Below are 24,167 nucleotides of genomic sequence, written 5' to 3'. Positions count from 1 at the left end.
CCGCGGTGTTCGTGAAAAGCTGGTCATCGTGGCAGCTGCATCACATCCGCCGAACTGGGACGTCGCGATCGTCGGGCTCGGCCCTGCCGGCCGCGCACTCGCCCACCGGGCCGCACTCCGTGGCCTCACCGTGGTGGCGATCGACCCCCACCCCCGGCGTAGTTGGACCGCGACCTACGGCGCATGGGAGGACGAGCTCCCCCACTGGTTGCCGGAAGCGGCGATCGCTACCCGGACCCAGCTGCCGACGGCATGGACTACACGCCGGCAGTCGATATGCCGCACCTACTGTGTCTTGAATACACCTATGCTGCAGTCAATGCTGTCTGACGGAACAGCGACCTTAATCGCAGGTAGAGCCGTCGACCTCTCCCCCACTGCCGTGCTCCTCGGTGACGGGACGACTGTGACAGCGCGCGTGGTGGTGGACGCGCGCGGCACCGGGGACAGCCCCGACCTGGCCCAGCAGACCGCGTACGGCGTTGTAGTCGACACCGGCACGGCCGCCGGCGCTCTGGACGGCGAGCACGCCCTGTTCATGGACTGGCGCACCGACAACGGCACCTCGCCGTCAGATCCGCCGTCCTTTCTCTACGCCGTGCCGCTGTCCGCCGATCGGTTCCTCCTCGAGGAAACGTGTCTCGTCGGTCGTCCGGCTCTGCCGGTGTCGGAGCTCGCGACAAGGCTCCACCGGCGGCTGCGACACCGCGGAGTTTCCGTTCCGTCACGCTCCGACGTAGAACGCGTCCGGTTTGCGGTCGAACCGCCCCACGACGCCGGCCGGACGGCAGGATCGGGGCAGGTCCGCTTCGGCGCCCGTGCAGGCCTGATGCATCCGGGCACCGGTTACAGCGTTGCCGCATCGCTCAGTTGCGCGGACGCCCTGACCCGCGACCTCGTGGAGGGCACTTCGGGCCGGCTCTGGCCCTGGAGGGCACGAACAGTGGCGTCTCTGCGGTCGATCGGGTTACGCACACTCCTCCGACTCGACGCGGAATCGGTACCGGAATTCTTCGAGCATTTTTTCGATCTTCCCCCGCATGTGCAGGCGGCCTACCTGTCCGACCGTGCACATCCGGCCGCGACGTTGTCGGCAATGCGACGGATGTTCCTCGCTTCGTCCGCGGATATTCGCGGTGCAATGCTGCGCTCGGCGCTTCACCGGGAAGTTCGATGAAGTGTCGCGCGAAGTCTGAAAGGGGACCATTATGGAACGCATGCGGTCGATATGGAAGGGCTCGATAGCGTTCGGTCTCGTCAACGTGCCGGTCAAGGTGTATTCGGCAACCGAGGATCACGACATCAAGTTTCACCAGGTCCATGCCAAGGACGGCGGGCGGATCAAATACAACCGGGTGTGCACCGAATGCGGCAATGTCGTTCAGTACGCCGATATCGACAAGGCCTACGATTCCGACGACGGTGTCCGAGTAGTCCTGACGGACGACGACTTCGGGAAGCTTCCCGCCGCCGAGAAACACGAAATTCCGGTTCTGCAATTCGTGCCCACCGATCAGATAGATCCCATTCTGTTCGAAAAGAGCTATTACCTCGAACCGGATTCCAGCTCACCGAAGGCGTACGTGCTGCTGGCGACCGCGCTCTCCGAAAGCGACCGTACGGCGCTCGTGCACTTCACGCTGCGTCAACGCACTCGTCTGGCGGCGATGCGCTCCCGCGACGGCGTCCTGGTCATTCAGACGCTGCTGTGGCCTGACGAAGTACGTGAAGCGTCCTTTCCGTCGCTCGACAACGTCGACAAACCGAAGGCGAAAGAACTGGCGATGGCCGAAACGCTGGTCGACAGCATGGCCGAGGATTTCGATCCCACCGAGTTCACCGACGACTACCAGGTTCAGCTACGGGAGCTGCTGGACGAAATGATCAGCTCGGGTGGCAAGAGAGTCATTCCCGTCGCGGAAACCGAGAAGGCCGGTGAAGACGCCGAGGTGGTCGACCTGGTAGCAGCGCTACAACGCAGTGTCGACGCCGCTGGCAAGAAGGCGGCTCCCGCGAAGAAGAAGCCTGCCAAAAAAGCCCCTGCGAAGACCGCGGCGAAGAAACCCGCGTCGAAGTCCACTGCCTCGGAGCGCAAGCGCGCTTGAACGGGCATTCACGCGCAGGGCCCGGCGAGAAGATCTCGCCGGGCCCTGCGCGTGAATGACGGTACCGTCAGACGGTGAAGCCGAGAGCGCGTAGTTGCTCGCGCCCGTCCTCCGTGATCTTGTCCGGACCCCACGGCGGCAGCCACACCCAGTTGATCCGCAAGTCGTTGCACAAACCGCTGCGCACCAGTGCGCCACGCGCCTGATCCTCGATGACGTCGGTCAGCGGGCACGCCGCCGAGGTGAGGGTCATGTCGAGAATGACCACGTCCTCGTCTTCGGTGATGCCGTAGACGAGTCCCAGATCGACGACATTGATGCCGAGCTCCGGATCGACGACGTCGCGCATCGCTTCCTCGAGTTCCTCGAGCCGCTCAGGGGCGGGAACCGCTCCTGAGGTGGAGGGCTTCTCGGTCTGGTCGGCAGTCGGCTGCTCCGTTCCGGCAGCGACATCCGTGTCCGGGGTCTGCGTCTCGCTCATGATGCCTGTCCTCCGATTCGAGCTGGTTCGCCGTCTTCTGTCGCGACCGGATCCTTGTCGGCCACGATCTGAACAACGGCGTCCTTGAATGCCATCCATCCCAGCAGCGCGCATTTGACGCGGGCCGGGTACTTCGAGACGCCGACGAAGGCGATGCCGTCACCGAGGACGTCCTCGTCTCCCTCGACGGTACCGCGACTGCCGACCATCTCGCTGAACGCCGCGACCGTCTGCAACGCCCTGTCCACCGGCATACCCACGACCTGATCGGTGAGAACGGAGGTGGATGCCTGGCTGATGGAACAACCCTGGCCGTCGTAGGACACGTCGGCGACCGTGCCGTCGTCGGTCACGTGCACCCGCAAGGTCACTTCGTCACCGCACGTGGGATTTACGTGATGCACCTCCGCACCGAACGGCTCCCGCAGGCCCCGACCGTGTGGATGCTTGTAATGGTCCAGGATCACCTCCTGGTACATCTGTTCCATTCTCACGCGGGCGCCTCCCCGAAGAAGTCCTGCGCTCGACGGATCGCAGCAGCCAACGCCGCGACCTCGTCGAGTGTGTTGTACAGGGCGAACGAAGCCCGGGCGGTGGCTGCGACTCCGAACCTCCGGTGCAGTGGCCACGCGCAATGGTGTCCGACGCGGATCGCCACGCCCTCGTCGTCGAGAATCTGACCGAGGTCGTGTGCGTGGATCCCGTCGACCACGAATGAGACGGCGCCACCCCGGTCCGCTGACGAGGTCGGACCGATGATCCGTACTCCGTCGATGGCTCCGAGAGCCTCGAGCGTGGCTTCGACGAGCGTGTGCTCGTGCGCCGCGACGGCGTCCATCCCGATGTCCTCGAGGTAGCGCACCGCTGCGCCGAGACCGACTACCTGCGACGTCATGGGCACGCCCGCCTCGAACCGCTGCGGCGGTGGCGCGTATGTCGTGCGCTCCATGGTGACGGTCTCGATCATCGATCCGCCGGTGATGAACGGCGGCATCGCGTTGAGCAGCTCGCGCTTGCCGTAGAGAACGCCCACCCCGGAAGGCCCGAGCATCTTGTGACCGGAGAACGCCGCGTAGTCGACACCGAGCGCATGGAAGTCGACAGCCATGTGCGGCACAGATTGGCATGCGTCCAGCACGACGAGAGCGCCGACTGCGCGGGCACGCCGGACCAGCTCCTCGACCGGCGCTACTGCTCCCGTGACATTCGACTGGTGCGTGAACGCGATGACCTTGACTGCGTCGGTCAACTCGAGGGAGTCGAGATCGATCCGGCCGTCGTCAGTGACTCCGTACCAGCGCAGCGTGGCGCCCGTGCGCCGGGCAAGTTCCTGCCACGGCACAAGGTTCGCGTGGTGTTCGAGTTCGGTGATCACGATCTCGTCGCCCGGTCCGAGGTGCCGATCGAAACGGTCGTCACCGAGCACGTGGGTGACGAGGTTCAGCGACTCCGTCGCGTTCTTGGTGAACACCAATTCGTCGCTGTCCGCACCGACGAACGCCGCGATGGCCGCACGAGCGTTCTCGTAGGCATCGGTGGCCTCCTCCGCGAGTTGGTGCGCGCCCCGGTGCACCGCCGCATTACATGTCGTCAGAAACTCCCTCTCGGCGTCGAGCACCTGAGTCGGGCGCTGCGATGTCGCGCCCGAATCGAGGTACACCAGCGGTTTTCCGTCGCGCACCGTTCGAGCCAGGATCGGGAAATCCTCCCGGATCCTGGTGACGTCGAACACGCTCACCGAGGTGGTCATCTGCGTTTATGCTCCTTGCGTTGCGGCAGCCTGGGTGAAGCGCTCGTAGCCGTTGGCCTCGAGCTCGTCGGCCAGTTCCGGCCCGCCCGACTCGACGACACGTCCGCCGACGAACACGTGCACGTATTCGGGCTTGATGTACCGCAGAATGCGGGTGTAGTGCGTGATGAGCAGGATTCCGCCGTGGTCGCGCTCCTTGTAGCGGTTGACTCCCTCGGAGACGACACGCAGAGCGTCCACGTCGAGGCCGGAGTCGGTCTCGTCGAGAATCGCGATCTTCGGCTTCAGGAGACCGAGCTGCAGAATCTCGTGGCGCTTCTTCTCGCCACCCGAGAACCCTTCGTTGACGCTGCGCTCCCCGAAGGACGGGTCGATGTCGAGCTCGGTGAGAGCCTCCTTGACTTCCTTCACCCAGTGGCGCAGCTTCGGCGCCTCGCCGCGCACGGCGGTGGCCGCGGTGCGAAGGAAGTTGGACATCGACACACCGGGAACCTCGACCGGGTACTGCATGGCGAGGAACAGGCCGGCGCGGGCCCGCTCGTCGACGGTCATCTCGAGGACGTTCTCACCGTTGAGGGTGATCGACCCGGAGGTCACCTGGTACTTGGGGTGCCCGGCGATGGCGTAGGACAGCGTCGACTTGCCGGAGCCGTTGGGCCCCATGATCGCGTGGGTCTCGCCGGAGCGCACCGTCAGGTTGACGCCCTTGAGGATGTTGATGGGTTCCGCGTTCTCGTCGGTATTTGCAACGTCGACGTGGAGGTCCTTGATTTCCAGGACGGAGATTTCGGGGGAAGCGTCAGGGGTAGACATGGGAATCCTTCGAAGAAATGGGCAGTAGTGGTCGAGCCTCGTCAGACGCCGACTGCGGCGAGTTCGGCCTCGACGGCGGCTTCGAGACGCTCGCGGATCTCGGCGACGGCGATCTTGTTGATGATTTCGTGGAAGAACCCACGCACGACGAGTCGCCTCGCCTGGTCTTCCGGGATACCCCGGGCGCGGAGGTAGAACAGCTGCTCGTCGTCGAATCGACCGGTGGCACTCGCGTGCCCGGCGCCGACGATCTCGCCGGTCTCGATCTCGAGGTTCGGGACCGAGTCGGCTCGCGCTCCGTCGGTGAGGACGAGGTTGCGGTTCAGCTCGAACGTGTCCGTACCCTCGGCAGCTGCCCGGATCAGCACGTCGCCGATCCACACGGTGTGCGCGTCGGGCTTGCCCGAGTTCGGGTCGCCCTGCAGCGCACCCTTGTAGACCACATTCGACTTGCAGTGCGGCTGTGAATGATCCACCAGCAGGCGCTGCTCGAAGTGCTGTCCGGCATCGGCGAAGTACAGGCCGAGCAGTTCGGCATCGCCACCGGGACCGTCGTACTTGACGGTTGCAGACAGACGCACCAAGTCTCCACCGAGGCTGACCGCGTTGTGCCGCAGCACCGCATCGCGCCCGAGGCGCGCGTGGTGAGCTGCCACGTGGACGGCGTCGTCGGCCCAGTCCTGCACGGCGACAACGGTGAGGCGGGCGCTGTCGCCGAGAACGAACTCCACATTCTCGGCGAAGGTTCCGCTGCCCCGTTGGTCGAGCACGACAGTGGCCTTGGCGAACGCCTCGAGCCGGATCTGCAGGTGGCCGAACGCCACCTTGCCCTCGCCCGGACCCGTGACCGTGATGTTGATCGTCTCGGGAACCTCGACCTCACGGCCGACGGTCACGACGGTGGCCGACTCGAATCCCGAGTACGCCTGCGCGGCGACACGGTCGGCGGGCACGCCTGCCTTGCCGAGCCGGGAATCGTCTCGGCCGACGGTCTCGACCTGCACCGTGTCCGGACCTGCGACATCAACTGTGACGGCACCGTTCGCGACGGCCGTTCCGTCGTGCAACCCGCGCAGGCGACGCAGCGGAGTGAATCGCCAGACCTCGTCGCGACCCCCCGGAACTTCGAAGGCTTTGACGTCGAAGGAGGTGAAAACCTCACCCTTGTTGACGATCGGCGAGCCGGTCGCGGTTCGCTCTATCCGCGGATTCTCTCCCGCGACAGCGCCTTCGACGCCGAGCTTCTCAACACCGGTTTCTGGCGTGGTCACTAACCCACCGCCCCTTCCATCTGCAGTTCGATCAGGCGGTTCAGTTCCAGGGCGTACTCCATCGGGAGCTCCTTGGCGATCGGCTCGACGAAGCCGCGCACCACGGTTGCCATGGCCTCGTCCTCGGTCAGCCCGCGGCTCATGAGGTAGAACAGTTGGTCGTCGCTCACCTTGGAGACGGTCGCCTCGTGGCCCATCGTCACGTCGTCCTCGCGGATGTCGACGTAGGGGTAGGTGTCGCTACGGCTGATCTGATCGACCAGCAGAGCGTCACACTTGACGGTCGACTTCGACCCGTACGCTCCCTTGTTGACCTGAACGAGTCCGCGGTAGGACGCCCGTCCACCGCCGCGAGCCACCGATTTGCTGATGATGGTGGACGACGTGTGGGGCGCGAGGTGGAGCATCTTCGCACCGGTGTCCTGGTGCTGTCCCTCGCCCGCGAACGCCACGGAGAGAACCTCGCCACGCGCGTGCTCGCCCATCATCCACACGGCCGGGTACTTCATCGTGACCTTGGAGCCGATGTTGCCGTCGACCCATTCCATGGATCCGCCGGCCTCCACCTTGGTGCGCTTGGTCACCAGGTTGTAGACATTGTTCGACCAGTTCTGGATGGTCGTGTAGCGGCAGTGGCCGCCCTTCTTCACAATGATCTCGACCACGGCGGAGTGCAGAGAATCCGACTTGTAGATCGGCGCAGTGCAACCCTCGACATAGTGCACCGACGCACCTTCGTCGACGATGATCAGTGTTCGCTCGAACTGGCCCATGTTCTCCGTGTTGATACGGAAATACGCCTGAAGCGGGATGTCCACGTGCACGCCCGGCGGCACATAGATGAACGATCCACCCGACCAGACGGCCGTGTTCAGGGCGGAGAACTTGTTGTCACCGGCGGGAATGACCGTGCCGAAGTACTCACGGAAGAGCTCGGGGTGCTGCTTCAATCCGGTGTCGGTGTCGAGGAAGATGACACCCTGCGACTCGAGGTCTTCACGGATCGAGTGGTACACCACCTCGGACTCGTACTGTGCTGCGACACCTGCCACGAGGCGCTGCTTCTCCGCCTCGGGGATGCCCAGCTTGTCGTACGTGTTCTTGATGTCCTCGGGCAGATCTTCCCAGCTCTCGGCTTGCTTCTCGCTCGAGCGCACGAAGTACTTGATGTTGTCGAAGTGGATGCCCTCGAGGTTGGAACCCCAGTTCGGCATCGGCTTCTTGTCGAAGGTCTTCAGCGCGCGTAGGCGGATGTCCAGCATCCAGTCGGGCTCGCTCTTCTTCGCGGAGATGTCGCGCACGACGTCCTCGGACAGACCGCGCTTGGCGCTGGCACCTGCCGCGTCCGAATCGGACCAGCCGTACCCGTAATGCCCGAGCGAGGCGATGGTCTCTTCCTGCGTGAGCGGCTCGGCATTTGCCGACGCAGCGGATGTCACCTGGTCTGATGTGACGGTCATGCGAGCTCCTTCCGGAGTCTTGTTACGTGACCGGCGAGGGCTGGTCGCCGGGGATCGGTGGCAATGGGGTGTATCGGCGGCACTATTTCGGCCCCGCCGGCGGTACGAGTGGAACGTGCGTGGTGCAGGCGCAGTCACCGTTCGCGATCGTGGCGAGCCGCTGAACGTGCGTGCCCAGTAACTGCGCGAACGCTTCCTGCTCGGCGTCGCACAATTCGGGGAACTCCTCGGCGACATGCGAGACCGGGCAGTGGTGCTGGCAGATCTGGACACCGTTTCCGACCGGGCGCGTGGACGCCGCGAATCCGGCGCTCGTGAACGCATCCGCAATGGCATCCGCGGTCTGTTCGAGATCCTCGGGGGTCTGAGCGGAGGCGGGCTCGACCTCACCGACGATTGCCTGGACGCGGCGCCGGGCGAAGTCGGTGATCGCAGCGTCTCCACCAACTTCGCGCAGTTGACGCATCGCTGCACCGGCAAGATCGTCATAGGCGTGGCCGAGCCGCCCACGACCCTTGGCGGTGATTTGAAAGTACTTGGCGGGGCGTCCGCGACCACGATGGCGCGCCGCACCTGCGGACGCTTCCCGGGCCTCGCCCGACTCCAGCAGCGCGTCGAGGTGACGACGTACACCCGCGGCACTGAGACCGAGCCGAGTGCCGATCTCCGACGCGGTGATGGGCCCGTCCTCGAGCAGGAGCTTCACCACGGCCGCCCTGGTGTGGCCTTCGTGGCCGGCGGCGACGGGAGATGCGGTGCCGGCCGGCAACGCAGAGGAACGCGCCTGAACAGCGCTTTCCTTGCTCGCTCGGGTGGTCGCATCCGTTTTCACAACACCAGTGTGACGGAATTCCGATCGCAGGTCTACTAAGGGTGCCCTGCCTTACACCTGTGATTATTCACCCGTTCCCGGTGGGAATGCTGGCCGGACGAACTGTGTTCGAACCACCGCTACGCTTCCTGTGTGCCGCAGATCCCCGAGAACCCGGACTCGTCCCGCGTCCAGCCGATCCGCGCGGCTCGCGTCGCTCTCCGACACTCCACCGCATTCGGACGCCGGGCACTGGGAATCGACGGCCGGTCGCCGCGTCCGTCCGTCGCGGCCGTTCTCCATGGTGACGAGGTGGAAACCGCCGGACTCAACGCGCAGGAGACCGCGCAGCTGCGCGGAATCCGCAGATTCGGCGCCACCGGGGCCGTGTTGATGGCGGTGGGTGCGCTCGGCGCCGGCGCCCAACCGGTGTTGCAGAACCCTGTGCAAGGGCTGCGATTCATCGGCCTTCCGGCGAGAATCCCGAGTGTCGCACTGACACTGACCATGACCGGAACCGTGATGATCGTCCTCGCGTGGCTGCTGCTGGGGCGATTCGCGATCGGCAACCTGCAGTCGGGTCCGGTCCGGCGGTTGAACCGCTCGCAACTCGATCGCACCCTGCTCTTGTGGGTGATCCCACTGTCCGTGGCGCCCCCGATGTTCAGCAAGGACGTCTACTCCTACCTCGCGCAGAGTGAGATTGCGTCACGGGGGCTCGATCCGTATGCCATCGGTCCGGCGGGCGCACTCGGCGTCGACCACGTCCTCACCCGGACCGTTCCCACCATCTGGCGCGACACCCCCGCACCGTACGGTCCCCTTTTCCTCTGGATGGGCCGGGGAATCAGTGCTCTGACCGATGACAACATCGTCGCCGGCATCTTTCTGCACCGGCTGCTCGCACTGGCCGGCGTAGCGATGATCGTGTGGGCACTGCCGCGGCTGGCGCGGCGCTGCGGCGTCGCCGAGGTGAGCGCGTTGTGGCTGGGCGCGGCCAACCCACTCCTGCTGTTCCACCTCGTCGCCGGCATCCACAACGAGGCCTTGATGCTCGGATTGATGCTCGCCGGCATCGAACTCGCGCTGCGGTCCATCGAACACGCCGGACCGATTCGTGGCCGATCACTACTGCTGCTGCTGTCGGGAGCGGCGCTCATCGCCCTGTCGTCGACGATCAAGATCCCGTCCCTGCTGGCACTGGGCTTCGTCGGGATGGCGTTGGCGCGGCGCTGGGGCGCGAACCTGCGAGCGGTAATCACCGCCGCAGCCCTGCTCGGTGGCGTCGCACTCGTCGTCACACTCGCCATCAGCACATCCAGCGGGCTCGGGATCGGGTGGGTCCACACGCTCGGGACGGCGAATGCGGTTCGCAGCTGGATGTCGATCCCCACCCTTCTCGGCCTGGGCACCGGACTCGCCGGCGTCCTCCTCGGCCTCGGCGACCACACGACGGCGGTGTTGAGTCTCACTCGGCCGATCGCGTCGGTAGTGGCCGCGTTCATCACACTCCGCATGCTGGTGGCCGTCCTCATGGGACGCATTCACCCGGTCGGCGCACTCGGTGTGTCGCTCGGGGCGGTGGTACTGCTGTTCCCGGTGGTCCAGCCCTGGTATCTCCTGTGGGCAGTCCTCCCGCTCGCGGCGTGGGCGACGGCACCGGCCTTCCGGGTGCCTGCCATTGCGTTCTCCTCGGTGGTCAGCGTCATCCTGATGCCCAACGGCGGCGAGTACCAGCCGTTCGTCATCGTCCAGGCCGCCATCGCGACCGTGTTCACGGCGGGAACTTTGATCGTCATCACGCGCAACCGGCTGCCCTGGCGTGTCGGGCCGGAACCTGTCCGCGCCGTCGCCGACACACTCCGACAGCCCGCCGCAGGCGCGGACGCCGAAAGCCGGGGCACCGGCCGGGTCACACCAGGCCAAGGCTTACGCTGATTCCCCGTGACCTCGCGAACGCCCGGATCGGCGCAACCCGCTGTACGCCTGGAAGGCGTGGTGAAGACCTTCGACGGCGTGCGGGCAGTGAACAACCTCGATCTGCTCGTCGAACAGGCGCAGGTCGTTGCACTGCTGGGTCCGAACGGGGCAGGCAAGACCACCACGGTCGAGATGTGTGAGGGCTTCGTCCGGCCCGACAGTGGACGCGTGCAGGTACTCGGCCTCGACCCGATCGCCGACGCGGGGAAGGTTCGCGCACGGATCGGCGTGATGCTGCAAGGTGGCGGCGCCTACCCGGGGTCGCGGGCCGGGGAGATGCTCGACCTCGTCGCCGCTTACTCCGCAGATCCGCTCGACCCCGACTGGCTGTTGCGCAGCCTGGGTCTCGAGGATTCCCGTCGTACCCCGTACCGCCGGTTGTCGGGTGGGCAGCAGCAACGGTTGTCGTTGGCGTGCGCCCTGGTCGGTCGCCCCGAACTGGTGTTCCTCGACGAACCGACCGCCGGGCTCGACGCCCAGGCGAGGCTGATGGTGTGGGAACTCATCGACGCCCTGCGCCGCGATGGAGTCGGTGTGCTGTTGACGACGCACGTCATGGACGAAGCCGAAGAACTCGCGGATCAACTCGTCATCATCGACCACGGGTCGGTCGTGGCGGCCGGCACGCCCAGCGAGGTGACGAGCCGCGGCGCCGAGGGTCAGCTCCGACTTACCGCGCCGGCCGGCCTCGACCTCGCCCGGCTCACTCTTCCGGACACGTTCCGTGTCTTCGAGTCCACGCCCGGGACCTACCTCGTGGAGGGCCCGATCGATCCTGCGGTGGTGGCCGCGATCGCCTCCTGGTGCGCTGATCTCGGCGCACTGATTCACGACATCCGGGTCGACCAGCGCAGTCTCGAAGACGTGTTCCTCGAACTGACCGGCCGGGAACTGAGGGGATGACCATGAACGCCAGCGACCGTCTGACGGACAACCGATTCGCGCCGGGCACTTTTTCCCCCGATCCGCGTCCCAGCGCGGCCGCAGTCATGCTTCGAGCACAAACCGTTCTCGAACTGAAGCTCCTGCTGCGCAACGGCGAACAGCTTCTGCTGACGATGTTCATCCCGATCACCCTGCTGGTCGGTCTGTGTCTACTTCCTATCGGTGATCTCGGAGCGACCCGGGTCGACAAGGTGGTCCCGGCTGTGATGATGGTGGCCGTCATGTCCACGGCCTTCACAGGCCAGGCAATCGCAGTCGGCTTCGACCGCCGCTACGGCGCCCTCAAGCGGTTGGGCGCCACTCCCCTTCCGACCTGGGGAATCATCGCGGGAAAAAGCGCCGCAGTCGTCCTGGTCGTGGCACTGCAGTCGGTTCTGCTGGGTGCGATCGGCGCCGCCCTCGGATGGCGGCCGAGCGTGTGGGGTCTGGCACTCGGGGCGGCGGTCATCGCGCTGGGCACGGTGACCTTCGCCGCCATGGGACTACTCCTGGGCGGAACGCTGCGGGCCGAGATCGTTCTGGCGTTGGCGAACATTCTGTGGTTCATCATGGTCGGCGTGGGAAGCGTCGTCTTCGTCACCGGTGAGCTCTCCGTGTTACTTCACACAGGCGCCAGGCTGATCCCCTCCGGCGCTCTGGCCCTGGCGTTGGACGCCGCGCTCAGGGGAGCGATAGACGTAGTCAGCGTCGTTGTTCTCCTGGTATGGGGCGTCGCCGCCGGGGTTCTCGCGGCGAGGACGTTTCGGTTCACATGAGGATGTTCGCGCGCCGAATTTCCGGTCGGCCCCGGTCCGCTGCGACAGTTCTCGTGGTGCTGGGTGCGCTGCTGGCCTGTGTCGCTCCGCCCGCCGGTGCCGCACCTCACTGGGGGCCGCCGGCACCACCGAATCCGTATCTGGGCCCCGCAGGCACCTCGACCATGCACGGTGACGCCGGTTCCACCGACGTCACCCCGCTTCCAGGCCCCGGCACCGGTCGGCATTCGCTCTCCGCATATCCGCTGGTATCGGCCTGCCCGACCTTGCTCCAGGGGTCCGACCGGCTCGTCGTCGCACTCTGCACCGCAGTGGCCGGGCAGGTTCCCACAGTTCACCTCATCGACCCGGCAGCCCCGGCTGCACCATTCGGTCGCTCGCTCGCTCGATTCGAACTCGCGAAAGGCAGTCTCCTCGGCGGCGTCTACGCGTATCTCGACAACGACAATCGCCTGGTCGTGGTCGACGGTAACCGGCAACTTCTACGACTCGGCCACTCGAGGGACGCCGGCGGCGCCTGGCGGCTGACCGTTGATTCCCGGGTCGACCTGTCCGGCAGCGTCCCCCCGGGCGACAACGTGACCGGACTGACGCCCGACTGGAACGGCAACGTGTGGTTCGCCACCGGAGGCGGAGTGGTCGGTGCGGTAGACCGCGCAGGCATCGCCCATGCTCGCGCCCTTCCCGCCGGAGAGGAGGTACAGAACAGCATTTCCAGCTCACCCGCCGGAACCGCCGTGGCCAGCACACACGCGCTGTACCAATGGTCCTTCCGGGACGGTGACCTTCACCTCGACTGGCGGCGCGACTACGACCGAGGCGGCTCCCGCAATCCGGGTCAGCTGAGCTGGGGTACCGGTTCCACTCCCACCTACTTCGGGCCGTCCACCGGCAGCGATTTCGTCGCGATCGTGGACAACGCCCAGCCCCGCGCGCAGCTGCGCGTGTTCCACACCGAGTCCGGCGACGAGGTGTGCACCCTGCCCGTGCTGGCCGATCCCGGCGGAAGCGAGAACTCTCCAGTCGGTGTCGGCAACTCGGTGTACGTGGCCGGAACCTACGGCTACCCGTATCCGGTGACTCCCCCCGGTGCCGGGCCGGCCGAACCCGCGAGTGCACCCTTCACCGGGGGTATGGCCCGGATCGACATCGATCCCATCGGTTGTCACGAGGTATGGAACAACGACGTCCGCAGCGCTGCGGTCCCCCGCCTCTCGACCGGCGACGGCCACCTGTACACGGTGATCCGTGAAGGCCCTGCGGTCACCACACCGCTGGACGACTTCTCCTTCGTCGTGATCGATCCCGCCGACGGGTCGCTCGAGCACACCAGTCCACTGCCGGGCACAGCCGTCAACGACACCCTCCAGATGTCCGGTCTCGTCACCGACACCGGCGATTTCTGGCAGGGCACCGTGACCGGCATACTGCGGATACGCGCGGAGTAGTTCGCCGTCGCCGGAGATCCGCCGCAAAGGCGGACGCGAGACGAATCGAGTTCTCGACCCCCAGCCCAACGACAGCGTGTAGTTGATCGCCCTCTACCATCGACATCGTGCTATCTCGCGGGTTTCTGAGCCTGGTCGACCGACTCCCACTTCCGTCGCTCGCCGTGCAGCGTGTCATCGCCTTCGCGGTGATCCTCACGCAGGGCGGAATCGCCGTCACCGGCGCCGTAGTACGGGTCACGGCCTCAGGCCTCGGTTGCCCCACGTGGCCGCAGTGTTTTCCGGGAAGTTTCGTCCCGGTTGGGCACGGTGAGATCGCGGTGCTCCATCAGGCCGTCGAATTCGGCAACCGGCTGCTCACCTTCGTCGTCGTGGTCGCCGCCGCACTGATCGTCCTGGCCGTGACTCGCGCACGCCGCCGCAAGGAAGTGCTTGTCTACGCCTGGCTCATGCCGCTCGGCACTGTGATGCAAGCCGTCATCGGCGGCGTGACCGTGTTGACCGGCCTGCTCTGGTGGACAGTCGCAGTGCATCTCCTCGCCTCCATGGCGATGGTCTGGGTCGCCACCGTGATGTATGCCAAAATCTCCGAACCCGACGACGGCCACGTCATCGCCGTGATTCCCGCGCCGCTGAGGTGGCTCACGGCACTGTCCGGTGTCGCGCTGGCCGGAGTGCTGATCGCCGGAACCCTCGTCACCGGAGCCGGCCCGCACGCTGGTGACAAGAGCCTGGATCGCGTCGTTCCCCGCCTCGAAGTGGAGATCGTCACCCTCGTGCACCTGCACTCGCAGTTGCTGGTCGGCTACCTGGCCCTGCTGGTCGGCCTGTGCTTCGGCCTCTATGCCGTGGGGGCCGACCGCACGGTGAAGGTCCGACTGCAGGTCCTGCTCGCCCTCGTGGTGGCGCAGGCGCTGATCGGAGTCGTGCAGTTCTTCACAGACGTTCCCGCCGCCCTCGTCGCCTTCCATGTGGCCGGGGCTGGGCTGTGCACCGCAGCCACGGCAGCGGTGTGGGCTGCGGGACGCACAAGGGAGCACGTTCCGCAGCCCGCGACTGCCAGGGTTTAACGCTCGTTACGCGCCTTGGGGAATCGTGTCTGCCGCGCAACCCAGCCGGCCATCTTCTGGAAGTGCCCCTTCCGGGGAGTCACGATGCTGGTGAGGGACCGGTCCCATTCGCCGATCGTCACGTTGTCGACAGCGGCGACCACCGCGTTGGCGGTTGCCAGATCGTTCACCAACTGATCGCCGAGGATGCCGTCGGCTCCGACGAGGGTGATCCGGACACTGGCGAGACCGACCGGCTGGATCACGGCGCTGGCGGAACCACCGTGCTCGCTGACGAACTTCTTGATTGCATCGACCGTGTGGGACGGCAGTGAAGGCGCCGCGCCGGCTGACGCCTCTTCGGCGTGGGTATCGGTACTCATGCCCCGAGAATACTGGGCGGTAGCCGCCACCTGCCCGTCAGGTTCCGGGCGGGTCGCACGTGTAGAACAGAAACCATGCGCGCAATACAGGTTTCACGTCTCGGTGGTCCCGACGTCCTCGAACCGGCCGACGTCCCCGAACCTCGGATCGGGCCCTCGGATCTCCTCGTTCGCACCGAGGCGATCGGCATCAACTACATCGACACCTACTTCCGGTCCGGCCTCTACCCGCGCACGCTCCCCTACGTTCCCGGTGACGAAGGCTCGGGTGTGGTGGAGTCTGTGGGCACCGAGGTGACGGACTTCGAGCCCGGAGACAGGGTGGCCTGGTGCACCGCTCCCGGTAGTTACGCCGAAAAAGTGCGGGTCCCGGCCGCAGCAGCGATCGCCGTCCCCGACGTCGTACCCGCATCGCAGGCCGCGTCCGCGTTGTTGCAGGGCATGACGGCGCACTACCTGGCGTACTCCACCTACCCCATCCGCGAAGGGGACACCGTGCTGGTACATGCCGGAGCGGGTGGTGTCGGCCTGCTGCTGACTCAGCTCGCGACCCGTCTCGGGGCGCGCGTCATCACGACAGTGTCATCGGATACGAAGGAAGAGCTTTCCCGGAGCGCGGGCGCGCAGGAAGTACTGCGATACGACGAGGACATCGCCGCCCGGGTGCGGGAGCTGACCGGCGGGGAGGGCGTCGCGGCCGCCTACGACGGTGTCGGCGCCTCGACATTCGAGGCGAGCCTGGCTTCGGTCCGCATCCGGGGCACGCTCGCACTGTTCGGTGCCGCGAGCGGTCCGGTGCCGCCGTTCGACCCGCAACGGCTCAATCCGGCAGGCTCGCTGTTCCTGACCCGCCCGACACTGGCACACCACATCCGCGACCGCGAGGAATTGGTGTGGCGAGCGGGCGACGTCTTCGCGGGTGTGGCGGACGGCGCGCTGACAGTGCGGGTCGGCGCCGAATACCCGCTCGAGCGAGCGGCAGATGCACACCGCGATCTGGAGGGACGGGCGACGACGGGGTCGATCGTGCTTCGGCCCTGACCGGGACGGATCAGGTGAACAAGCTGCTGACGGTCGGCAGCCCGAGAACGGAGTCGACAGCCAGACCGACGAAGACGACGGCCAGGTAGTTGTTGGACTGCAGGAAGAGCCGGAGCGGCTTCACGGCCGCTCCGCCTCGCACGCTGCGATACAGCTGGTGCGCCATCAGAAGGAACCAGGCGCCGGCGACGAATGTGACGGCCATGTAAACGACCCCCGCTGCGGGTACCAGCGCAAGGGACGTGACGACCATTGCCCAGCTGTACAGCAGGATTTGTTTGGTGACGTGCTCCTCGGTCGCTATGACCGGGAGCATGGGCACGCCCGCCGCCTTGTAATCCTCCTTGTAGCGCATCGCGAGCGCCCAGGTGTGCGGCGGCGTCCAGAAGAAGATGACGAGGAACAGGACGAGTGGTTCCCAGTCGAGCGAGCCGGTGACGGCCGACCATCCGACCATTACGGGCATGCAGCCGGCCGCGCCGCCCCACACGACGTTCTGCCAGGTCCGACGCTTGAGCACCATCGTGTAGATCAGCACGTAGAACGCGATGGTGAGAACGACCAGGCACCCGGAGAGGAGATTGGCCCGCCACCACAACCACAGGAACGACGCGAGACCGAGGGTCATGCCGAACACGAAGGCGTGCGACGTGGGCACAGCTTCGCGCGCCAGCGGGCGGCGGGCCGTGCGTTTCATGACCTTGTCGATGTCGGCGTCGACGACGCAATTGAGTGCATTCGCGCTCGCCGCGCCCATCCAGCCGCCGAACAGGGTGCTCAGGATGAGCAGGATGTCGACGTTGCCGCGATCCGCGAGGAGGATCGCAGGAATGGTGGCCACGAGGAGGAGCTCGATGACCCGCGGTTTGGTGAGCGCGATATAGGCCAGAACCTTGCCCGTGGCGCGGCCGATCACCGTGCGAGTGTTGGTCACGCGGGGGGCGGCGCTGGGGCTACCGAAGCCGTGTCCGCTCGGCTGATGCCCTGTCCGCACGTTCTCTCCTCGCACCACGCGTAATTCCACATCTGATAGCCGGTGTCTGCCCGCACGCCGCCCAAGGACAGCCGGGGTCTACTACAACCGATGGTAGACCGCCCCAATGCACGAACCGAATCGACCCGGATAGGACTGCACACTAGGCTGGGGTGGCACAAGAGGCTCACGCATCCTCAGGCTCCACGTTCACCCATGTCAGGAGACTTCTGCCCGTGTCGATCACAGACGACATCCACGTCCTCACGCAACCGGTTCACCCAGCAGACTGGACCGAACTGGACACCAAGGCCGTCGACACCATCCGCGTACTCGCCGCGGACGCGGTGCAGAAGGTGGGTAACGGCCACCCCGGCACGGCCATGAGCCTCGCACCCCTCGCTTACACGCTCTTCCAACGCGTCATGCGCCACGACCCCACCGACGCCGACTGGATCGGCCGCGATCGTTTCGTCCTCTCCTGTGGGCATTCGAGCCTGACGCTCTACATCCAGCTCTACCTCGCCGGCTACGGCCTCGAACTCGACGACCTGAAGCAGCTGCGCACGTGGGGCTCGAAGACCCCAGGACACCCCGAGCACGGTCACACCCGCGGCGTGGAGATCACCACCGGTCCACTCGGTCAGGGTCTGGCCTCTGCCGTCGGCATGGCGATGGCGGCTCGCCGCGAACGTGGCCTGTTCGACCCGGAGCCCGCACCCGGTGAGAGCCCGTTCGATCACCACATTTACGTCATCGCCTCCGACGGTGACATCGAAGAAGGTGTGACCTCCGAGGCGTCGTCGATCGCCGGCGTTCAGCAGCTGGGCAACCTCACCCTGATTTACGACGACAACAAGATCTCCATCGAGGACGACACCGCGATCGCCTTGTCCGAGGACACCGCCGCCCGCTACGAGGCGTACGGCTGGCACGTCCAGATCGTCGAGGGCGGCGAGAACGTCGTCGCGATCGAGGAAGCGCTCCAGAAGGCTCGCGACGTCCTCGACCGCCCGTCACTGATCCTGTTGCGCACCATCATCGGCTACCCGGCGCCCACCAAGATGAACACGGGTGCCGCCCACGGTGCGGCGCTCGGCGCCGACGAGGTTGCCGCAGTGAAGACGGCACTCGGCTTCGACCCCGATAAGACGTTCGAGGTCACCGACGAGGTCATCGCGCACACCCGCAAGGTCGTCGAGCGCGGTGCCCAGGCGCACAAGGAGTGGCAGGCCGGCTTCGACGAGTGGGCTGTGCGCGCCCCCGAGGGCAAGAAACTCCTCGACCGCCTCACCGGTCGCGACCTGCCCGCCGGCTGGTCCGACGTACTTCCGACCTGGGAACCGGACCCCAAGGGTGTCGCCACCCGCAAGGCGTCCGCAGCGGTCCTGAACGCTGTCGGCCCGGTGCTCCCGGAACTCTGGGGCGGTTCCGCCGACCTCGCCGAAAGCAACAACACCACCATCAAGGGCTCCGACTCGTTCGGCCCCGCCTCCATCTCCACGTCGATGTGGAACGCCGACCCCTACGGCCGGACCCTGCACTTCGGTGTCCGCGAGCACGCGATGGGGTCGATCCTCAACGGCATCGCCCTACACGGGCCCACCCGCCCCTACGGCGGCACCTTCCTGGTGTTCAGCGACTACATGCGTCCCGCCGTGCGGCTTGCGGCGATCATGAAGACCCCGGTCACCTACGTCTGGACTCACGACTCCATCGGTCTCGGCGAAGACGGCCCGACCCACCAGCCGATCGAGCACCTCGCCGCGCTGCGCGCCATCCCGGGCCTGAATGTGGTGCGCCCCGGTGATGCCAACGAAACCGCCCACGCCTGGCGGGCCGTCCTCGAGAAGGGTGCCGACGAGGCGACCCGCGCGCCCTCCGGCCTGGCCTTGACTCGCCAGGATCTGCCCGTCCTCGAAGGAACCAGCTACGAGGGAGTGTCCCGTGGTGGGTACGTCCTCGCCGATGCCTCCTCCGGTGTTCCCGAGGTCATCCTGATCGGCACCGGTTCCGAACTCCAGATCGCCGTGGCCGCCCGCGAGACCCTCGAGGCCGAGGGCATTCCCACGCGGGTGGTGTCGATGCCGTGCGTCGAGTGGTTCGACGCCCAGGACGAGGCCTATCGGGACGGTGTGCTGCCTCCGACCGTCAAGGCCCGCGTCGCCGTCGAGGCCGGCATCGCGATGCCATGGTACCGCTTCGTCGGCTCGGACGGCGAAATCGTCTCGATCGAACACTTCGGCGCCTCTGCCGACTACAAGACCTTGTTCCGCGAGTTCGGCTTCACCGACGAAGCCGTCACCGCGGCCGCACAGCGCTCGCTCTCCCGAGTGAAGGGATAGAAAAACGTCATGACTCAGAATCCGAATCTTCAGAAGCTCTCCGAGGCCGGGGTCTCCGTGTGGCTGGACGACCTCTCGCGTGACCGCATCGAGTCCGGCAACCTGGCCGAACTCGTCGCCACCAAGAGTGTCGTCGGCGTCACCACCAACCCGTCCATCTTCCAGGCCGCGCTGAGCAAGGGCCACGTCTACGACGCGCAGGTCAACGAGCTGGCCGAGCGGGGCGCCGACGTCGAAGCCACCATCCGCACGGTCACCACCGACGACGTGCGCGCTGCCTGCGACATCCTCGCCCCGCAGTACGAAGCGAGCCACGGAGTCGACGGCCGGGTCTCCATCGAGGTGGATCCGCGGCTGGCACACGACGCCGACAAGACCGCCGCGCAGGCGGTGGAGCTGTGGAAGATCGTCGACCGGCCCAACGTGTTCATCAAGATCCCGGCCACCGAGGCCGGCATCCCCGCCATCGCGAAGGTCATCGGCGAAGGCATCAGCGTCAACGTCACCCTGATCTTCTCGGTCGAGCGATACGAACTCGTCATGGGCGCCTACCTCGACGGGCTCGAGGCTGCCAAGGCAGCAGGACACGACCTGTCCCGCATCCACTCGGTCGCGTCGTTCTTCGTCTCCCGCGTCGACACCGAGATCGACAAGCGACTCGAGGCGATCGGTACGCCGGAGGCACTCGAACTCCGCGGCAAGGCGGCGCTCGCCAACGCACGACTGGCGTACGCGGCCTACCAGCAGGTGTTCGAGGTCCAGCCGCGGTTCCAGGGGCTTCTCGGCGACGGCGCCCGGCCCCAGCGTCCGCTGTGGGCGTCGACGGGTGTCAAGAACCCCGACTACTCCGACACCCTGTACGTCACCGAGCTGGTGGCACCGAACACGGTGAACACCATGCCCGAGAAGACGCTCGACGCCGTCGCCGACCACGGTGACATCACCGGTGACACGGTGTCCGGCACCGCAGCCCAGTCGCAGGAGGTCTTCGACAAGATCGCCGCCGTCGGCGTCGACTTGACCGACGTCTTCCTCGTCCTCGAGAACGAGGGTGTCGACAAGTTCGAGGTGTCGTGGAACGAGCTGCTCGAGGCCACGGCGGAGCAGCTCCGTACAGCAGGGCAGAAGAGCTGATTCGTGAGGGTGCCCGCAGCGTCAGACGATTGGGTCAATCCGCTCCGCGACGGTAGGGACAAGCGCCTACCGCGCATTGCCGGGCCGTGTGCGCTGGTGATCTTCGGTGTCACCGGCGACCTCGCGCGGCGCAAGCTGATGCCGGCCGTCTACGACTTGGCCAATCGTGGTCTCCTCCCCCCCGGCTTCGCCCTCGTCGGGTTCGCCCGGAGGGACTGGGACGACCAGGATTTCGGCAAGGTCGTGCACGACGCGGTGCGCGAGCATTCGCGCACCCCGTTCCGGGAAGATGTGTGGGATCGGCTGTCGGAGGGCCTGCGGTTCGTGCAGGGCTCCTTCGACGACCCGGCATCGTTCTCGGAGCTTGCGTCCACCCTCGACACGCTCGACCGCGAACGTGGGTCCGGCGGCAATCACGGGTTCTACCTCGCGATTCCGCCGGCCGCGTTCCCGGTGGTTCTCAAACAGTTGTCGGAAGCCGGGCTCGCCCAGTCCGACGACGGCCAGTGGAAACGAGTAGTGATCGAGAAGCCGTTCGGCCACGATCTCGACAGCGCTCGCGAGCTCAATGCGGTCGTGAACCAGGTCTTCCCCGAGGACACCGTCTTCCGGATCGATCACTACCTGGGCAAGGAAACCGTTCAGAACATCCTGGCACTGCGATTCGCCAACCAATTGTTCGATCCCATCTGGAACGCCCACTATGTGGACCACGTCCAGATCACGATGGCCGAGGACATCGGTCTCGGTGGACGGGCCGGCTACTACGACGGAATCGGGGCGGCGCGCGACGTCATCCAGAACCATCTCCTCCAACTCCTCGCCTTCACCGCGATGGAGGAGCCGATCAGTTTCGAACCGTCCGAACTGCAGGCGGAGAAGATCAAGGTTCTCTCAGCAACCCGGCTCGCGGAGCCGCTCGACGAAACCACCGCCCGCGGCCAGTACGCCGGCGGCTGGCAAGGCGGGCTTCCTGTGGTCGGTCTGCTGGAGGAGGAGGGTTTCGCTACCGACTCCACTACCGAGACCTTCGCCGCGATCACGCTCGAGGTCGATACCCGGCGGTGGGCGGGAGTGCCCTTCTATCTGCGAACCGGAAAGCGACTGGGCAGGCGGGTCACCGAGATCGCCGTCGTGTTCAAGCGTGCACCGCACCTTCCGTTCGACCAGACGATGACGGAGGAACTCGGCCAGAATGCTCTCGTCATCCGGGTGCAGCCGGACGAGGGTGTGACCATGAGATTCGGGTCCAAGGTTCCCGGGTCGAGCATGGAAGTCCGGGACGTCAACATGGACTTCAGCTACGGGCAGGCCTTCACCGAGTCGTCTCCGGAAGCCTACGAACGTCTCATTCTCGACATGTTGCTCGGTGAGCCGTCGCTCTTCCCCGTCAATGCGGAAGTCGAGCTGTCGTGGGAGATCCTCGATCCGGTACTCGCGCACTGGGCCGCGGAGGGCAAACCGGAACCCTACGAGGCCGGAACGTGGGGCCCACACTCGGCGGACGAGATGATGCGCCGCACCGGCCGCGAATGGAGAAGGCCGTAGATGATCATCGACATTCCCTCGACTACCACCGGCCAGGTCAACAAGAAGCTGGTCGAGCTACGTAAGACCGGCGGCGCTGTCACGCTCGGCCGCGTGCTCACCCTCGTGGTGTGCACGCGCGACAGCGACAACTCCGAGGACATCATCGATGCCGCCAACGAGGCGAGCCGGGAACATCCCTGCCGTGTGATCGTCGTGGCCCACGGTGAGCGGGAAGCGGCGCCGCGGTTGGACGCTCAGATCCGTGTCGGTGGCGACGCCGGCGCATCCGAGGTCGTCGTGCTCCGACTCTTCGGCGAATTGGCCGACCACGAAAGCAGCGTGGTGGTCCCCTTCCTCCTGCCGGACACACCAGTGGTCGTCTGGTGGCCCGAGATCGCTCCGGCCGTTCCTGCCCAGGACCCCGTGGGCAGGCTTGCGATCCGCCGCATCACCGACGCCACAGGCCGCGACGATCCGACGGCGGAAATCAAGGGCCGGCTCACGTCGTACACGTCCGGTGACTCAGATCTCGCGTGGAGTCGCATCACGTACTGGCGGGCGCTGCTCGCGTCCGCGGTCGATCAGCCGCCGCACTCGGCGATCACCTCAGCGGTGGTGTCGGGTCTGGTGGACGAACCCGCTGTCGATCTGATCGCCGGGTGGCTGGCGAGCCGGGTCGACATGCCCGTGAGTCGCAGGACCGGCCCGCTGTTCGTGGAATTGACCTTTGCCGACGGCGGATCGCTGACTATCAGTCGCCCTCAAACGGGAACGACAGCAACACTGTCGCGGACTGGGAAACCGGACGCGCTGGTGGCCCTGGGCCGCCGGGAAACGCGCGACTGCCTGGCGGAGGAACTGCGCCGACTCGATGCCGACGAGGTCTACGAAGCCGCATTGTCCGGCCTGACGAAGGTGACGTATGAGTGACATTCACGTAGAGGTCCATCCCGACACGGACACGCTGGTGGCTGCGGCCGCCCGACGTTTCGTCGACACGGTCGTCGCCGCCCAGAAATCTCGTGGGTCGGCGTCGGTGGTTCTCACCGGTGGCGGAACTGGGATCGGGATGCTCGCGGAGGTGCGGAAGAATCCCGGTGACATCGACTGGCGTGAACTCGACATCTATTGGGGCGACGAACGATTTCTGCCCACCGGCGATCCGGAACGCAACGACGTGCAGGCGCGGGCCGCGCTCCTCGACCACGTCGATGTCGACCCGGACCGGGTCCACACGATGCCCGTGTCCGACGGTATCTACACCGACGACCCAGAGGCCGCTGCGGTCGCCTACGCGCAAGTATTGGGCGCGCACGCCAATGGCAAGCAGGTTCCGGTGTTCGATGTCCATCTCCTCGGCATGGGCGGCGAGGGTCACGTCAACTCCCTGTTCCCCGATACCGACGCGGTACGTGAAGAACACCGATTCGTCGTCGCGGTGACGGACTCCCCCAAGCCGCCGCCCGTGCGCATCACCCTTACCCTTCCCGCTGTGCGACACGCAGACGAAGTCTGGCTGGTCGTCTCCGGTGAAGCCAAGGCCGAGGCGGTGGCCGCCGCCGTCGCGGGCGCACCCCCGGTGGAGATACCGGCCTCCGGCGCGCGGGGACTGACCGCCACACGTTGGCTGCTCGATTCTTCGGCCGCATCGCGACTGCCGAGCTGATCCATTCACAGGTGGGGGTCCTTGTCGTCCTCGGCCGGCAACGTCGCCGAGGGACGAGGGCCCTTCTCCGCCTCGATCCGCGTCACGTGGCATGCGGTACTGATCCGGCCGCCGCGGTGCGCGCTCGACCGGCCCGTCCCCCTCTGTCCGTAGCCCGCTCGCCAGTGCTGAGGTTTCCCCGCGCAGCGCCCCATCCTGTAACCCCATTCCGCCTCGAGAGGGTCACG

Annotated in this window: 22 protein-coding genes; 13 read left to right on the top strand and 9 right to left on the bottom strand. The window is 66.2% G+C overall.

Annotated features, from left to right (window positions below; all coding sequences use genetic code 11):
* Positions 1-28: 28 nt before the first annotated feature.
* Positions 29-1,177 carry a lycopene cyclase family protein gene (locus HYG77_RS30985; protein WP_208961500.1) on the top strand — a complete coding sequence of 383 codons (1,149 nt, stop codon included), beginning with the start codon at positions 29-31 and terminating at the stop codon, positions 1,175-1,177.
* A gap of 31 nt (positions 1,178-1,208) precedes the next feature.
* Positions 1,209-2,105, top strand: coding sequence for a Ku protein (locus tag HYG77_RS30980; RefSeq protein ID WP_208961499.1), 897 nt, complete (start codon positions 1,209-1,211; stop codon positions 2,103-2,105).
* A gap of 67 nt (positions 2,106-2,172) precedes the next feature.
* On the opposite strand, the gene HYG77_RS30975 is transcribed toward HYG77_RS30980, so the two are convergent.
* The 7 genes from HYG77_RS30975 to HYG77_RS30945 all read right to left on the bottom strand — a co-directional run bounded on the left by HYG77_RS30975 (position 2,173) and on the right by HYG77_RS30945 (position 8,712).
* Positions 2,173-2,586 carry a metal-sulfur cluster assembly factor gene (locus tag HYG77_RS30975; RefSeq protein WP_208961498.1) on the bottom strand — a complete coding sequence of 138 codons (414 nt, stop codon included), beginning with the start codon at positions 2,584-2,586 and terminating at the stop codon, positions 2,173-2,175.
* Positions 2,583-3,080, bottom strand: a complete 498-nt coding sequence (gene sufU, locus HYG77_RS30970) for a Fe-S cluster assembly sulfur transfer protein SufU (protein WP_109330198.1) — start codon at positions 3,078-3,080, stop codon at positions 2,583-2,585. The genes HYG77_RS30975 and sufU overlap by 4 nt, the downstream gene beginning before the upstream one ends.
* Positions 3,077-4,336, bottom strand: coding sequence for a cysteine desulfurase (locus tag HYG77_RS30965; RefSeq protein WP_109330200.1), 1,260 nt, complete (start codon positions 4,334-4,336; stop codon positions 3,077-3,079). Before HYG77_RS30965 ends, sufU begins: the two co-directional genes overlap by 4 nt.
* Positions 4,337-4,342: 6 nt before the next feature.
* Positions 4,343-5,149, bottom strand: coding sequence for a Fe-S cluster assembly ATPase SufC (sufC, locus tag HYG77_RS30960; RefSeq protein WP_159922627.1), 807 nt, complete (start codon positions 5,147-5,149; stop codon positions 4,343-4,345).
* Positions 5,150-5,190: 41 nt separating this feature from the next.
* On the bottom strand, positions 5,191-6,420 hold the full coding sequence (sufD, locus tag HYG77_RS30955; RefSeq protein ID WP_208961497.1) for a Fe-S cluster assembly protein SufD: 1,230 nt from the start codon (positions 6,418-6,420) through the stop codon (positions 5,191-5,193).
* On the bottom strand, positions 6,420-7,880 hold the full coding sequence (gene sufB, locus HYG77_RS30950; RefSeq protein ID WP_109330206.1) for a Fe-S cluster assembly protein SufB: 1,461 nt from the start codon (positions 7,878-7,880) through the stop codon (positions 6,420-6,422). The genes sufD and sufB overlap by 1 nt, the downstream gene beginning before the upstream one ends.
* An 82-nt stretch (positions 7,881-7,962) precedes the next feature.
* Entirely contained in the window at positions 7,963-8,712 is a 750-nt protein-coding gene (locus HYG77_RS30945) for a metalloregulator ArsR/SmtB family transcription factor (RefSeq protein ID WP_269467584.1), read from the bottom strand.
* Between the two features lie 231 nt (positions 8,713-8,943).
* Between HYG77_RS30945 and mptB the strand changes: the two genes are divergently transcribed.
* The 5 genes from mptB to HYG77_RS30920 all read left to right on the top strand — a co-directional run bounded on the left by mptB (position 8,944) and on the right by HYG77_RS30920 (position 14,889).
* Positions 8,944-10,629, top strand: coding sequence for a polyprenol phosphomannose-dependent alpha 1,6 mannosyltransferase MptB (gene mptB, locus HYG77_RS30940; protein ID WP_244461396.1), 1,686 nt, complete (start codon positions 8,944-8,946; stop codon positions 10,627-10,629).
* A 6-nt stretch (positions 10,630-10,635) separates the two neighbouring features.
* Positions 10,636-11,574 carry an ABC transporter ATP-binding protein gene (locus tag HYG77_RS30935; RefSeq protein ID WP_208961495.1) on the top strand — a complete coding sequence of 313 codons (939 nt, stop codon included), beginning with the start codon at positions 10,636-10,638 and terminating at the stop codon, positions 11,572-11,574.
* On the top strand, positions 11,571-12,371 hold the full coding sequence (locus HYG77_RS30930) for an ABC transporter permease (RefSeq protein ID WP_208961494.1): 801 nt from the start codon (positions 11,571-11,573) through the stop codon (positions 12,369-12,371). The genes HYG77_RS30935 and HYG77_RS30930 overlap by 4 nt, the downstream gene beginning before the upstream one ends.
* A gap of 2 nt (positions 12,372-12,373) precedes the next feature.
* Complete coding sequence (locus tag HYG77_RS30925) at positions 12,374-13,819, top strand: hypothetical protein (protein ID WP_208963581.1); 1,446 nt, start codon at positions 12,374-12,376, stop codon at positions 13,817-13,819.
* Positions 13,820-13,926: 107 nt separating this feature from the next.
* Positions 13,927-14,889, top strand: a complete 963-nt coding sequence (locus HYG77_RS30920; RefSeq protein ID WP_208961493.1) for a heme A synthase — start codon at positions 13,927-13,929, stop codon at positions 14,887-14,889.
* On the opposite strand, the gene HYG77_RS30915 is transcribed toward HYG77_RS30920, so the two are convergent.
* The gene (locus HYG77_RS30915; protein ID WP_109330218.1) at positions 14,886-15,251 is read right to left on the bottom strand and encodes a hypothetical protein; all 366 of its coding nucleotides are present in this window, start codon (positions 15,249-15,251) and stop codon (positions 14,886-14,888) included. The two genes, HYG77_RS30920 and HYG77_RS30915, sit on opposite strands and share 4 nt — an antisense overlap.
* Positions 15,252-15,326: 75 nt before the next feature.
* On the opposite strand from HYG77_RS30915, the gene HYG77_RS30910 reads away from it, so the two are divergent.
* Positions 15,327-16,292: a quinone oxidoreductase gene (locus HYG77_RS30910; RefSeq protein ID WP_208961492.1), complete on the top strand. Its 966-nt coding sequence runs from the start codon at positions 15,327-15,329 to the stop codon at positions 16,290-16,292.
* A gap of 10 nt (positions 16,293-16,302) precedes the next feature.
* On the opposite strand, the gene HYG77_RS30905 is transcribed toward HYG77_RS30910, so the two are convergent.
* Positions 16,303-17,286: a heme o synthase gene (locus HYG77_RS30905; protein WP_208961491.1), complete on the bottom strand. Its 984-nt coding sequence runs from the start codon at positions 17,284-17,286 to the stop codon at positions 16,303-16,305.
* Positions 17,287-17,501: 215 nt separating this feature from the next.
* Between HYG77_RS30905 and tkt the strand changes: the two genes are divergently transcribed.
* From tkt to pgl, 5 genes are read left to right on the top strand one after another with little or no spacing between them, the layout of a single operon-like run.
* On the top strand, positions 17,502-19,610 hold the full coding sequence (gene tkt, locus HYG77_RS30900; protein ID WP_208961490.1) for a transketolase: 2,109 nt from the start codon (positions 17,502-17,504) through the stop codon (positions 19,608-19,610).
* 9 nt (positions 19,611-19,619) lie between these two features.
* Positions 19,620-20,744: a transaldolase gene (tal, locus tag HYG77_RS30895; protein WP_109330224.1), complete on the top strand. Its 1,125-nt coding sequence runs from the start codon at positions 19,620-19,622 to the stop codon at positions 20,742-20,744.
* A 3-nt stretch (positions 20,745-20,747) separates the two neighbouring features.
* A complete protein-coding gene (gene zwf / locus HYG77_RS30890) occupies positions 20,748-22,292 on the top strand; it encodes a glucose-6-phosphate dehydrogenase (RefSeq protein ID WP_109330226.1) in 1,545 nt (514 codons plus the stop codon).
* Positions 22,293-23,204 carry a glucose-6-phosphate dehydrogenase assembly protein OpcA gene (gene opcA, locus HYG77_RS30885; protein ID WP_109330228.1) on the top strand — a complete coding sequence of 304 codons (912 nt, stop codon included), beginning with the start codon at positions 22,293-22,295 and terminating at the stop codon, positions 23,202-23,204.
* On the top strand, positions 23,197-23,940 hold the full coding sequence (pgl, locus tag HYG77_RS30880; RefSeq protein ID WP_109330230.1) for a 6-phosphogluconolactonase: 744 nt from the start codon (positions 23,197-23,199) through the stop codon (positions 23,938-23,940). Before opcA ends, pgl begins: the two co-directional genes overlap by 8 nt.
* Positions 23,941-24,167 lie beyond the last annotated feature (227 nt).

Origin of the sequence: Rhodococcus sp. ZPP, assembly GCF_017656075.1 — a bacterium.
GTDB lineage: Bacteria > Actinomycetota > Actinomycetes > Mycobacteriales > Mycobacteriaceae > Rhodococcus_F > Rhodococcus_F oxybenzonivorans.
This window is presented reverse-complemented; position numbering and strand designations above follow the sequence as displayed.

What these genes read in the sequence shown, in the direction of transcription:
- HYG77_RS30980 (WP_208961499.1), top strand. Translation starts at nt 1,209, where the DNA reads ATGGAACGCATGCGGTCGATATGGAAGGGCTCGATAGCGTTCGGTCTC.
- HYG77_RS30975 (WP_208961498.1), bottom strand. Translation starts at nt 2,586, where the DNA reads ATGAGCGAGACGCAGACCCCGGACACGGATGTCGCTGCCGGAACGGAG.
- HYG77_RS30965 (WP_109330200.1), bottom strand. Translation starts at nt 4,336, where the DNA reads ATGACCACCTCGGTGAGCGTGTTCGACGTCACCAGGATCCGGGAGGAT.
- sufC (WP_159922627.1), bottom strand. Translation starts at nt 5,149, where the DNA reads ATGTCTACCCCTGACGCTTCCCCCGAAATCTCCGTCCTGGAAATCAAG.
- sufB (WP_109330206.1), bottom strand. Translation starts at nt 7,880, where the DNA reads ATGACCGTCACATCAGACCAGGTGACATCCGCTGCGTCGGCAAATGCC.
- HYG77_RS30930 (WP_208961494.1), top strand. Translation starts at nt 11,571, where the DNA reads ATGACCATGAACGCCAGCGACCGTCTGACGGACAACCGATTCGCGCCG.
- HYG77_RS30925 (WP_208963581.1), top strand. Translation starts at nt 12,374, where the DNA reads ATGTTCGCGCGCCGAATTTCCGGTCGGCCCCGGTCCGCTGCGACAGTT.
- HYG77_RS30915 (WP_109330218.1), bottom strand. Translation starts at nt 15,251, where the DNA reads ATGAGTACCGATACCCACGCCGAAGAGGCGTCAGCCGGCGCGGCGCCT.
- HYG77_RS30910 (WP_208961492.1), top strand. Translation starts at nt 15,327, where the DNA reads ATGCGCGCAATACAGGTTTCACGTCTCGGTGGTCCCGACGTCCTCGAA.
- tal (WP_109330224.1), top strand. Translation starts at nt 19,620, where the DNA reads ATGACTCAGAATCCGAATCTTCAGAAGCTCTCCGAGGCCGGGGTCTCC.
- opcA (WP_109330228.1), top strand. Translation starts at nt 22,293, where the DNA reads ATGATCATCGACATTCCCTCGACTACCACCGGCCAGGTCAACAAGAAG.
- pgl (WP_109330230.1), top strand. Translation starts at nt 23,197, where the DNA reads ATGAGTGACATTCACGTAGAGGTCCATCCCGACACGGACACGCTGGTG.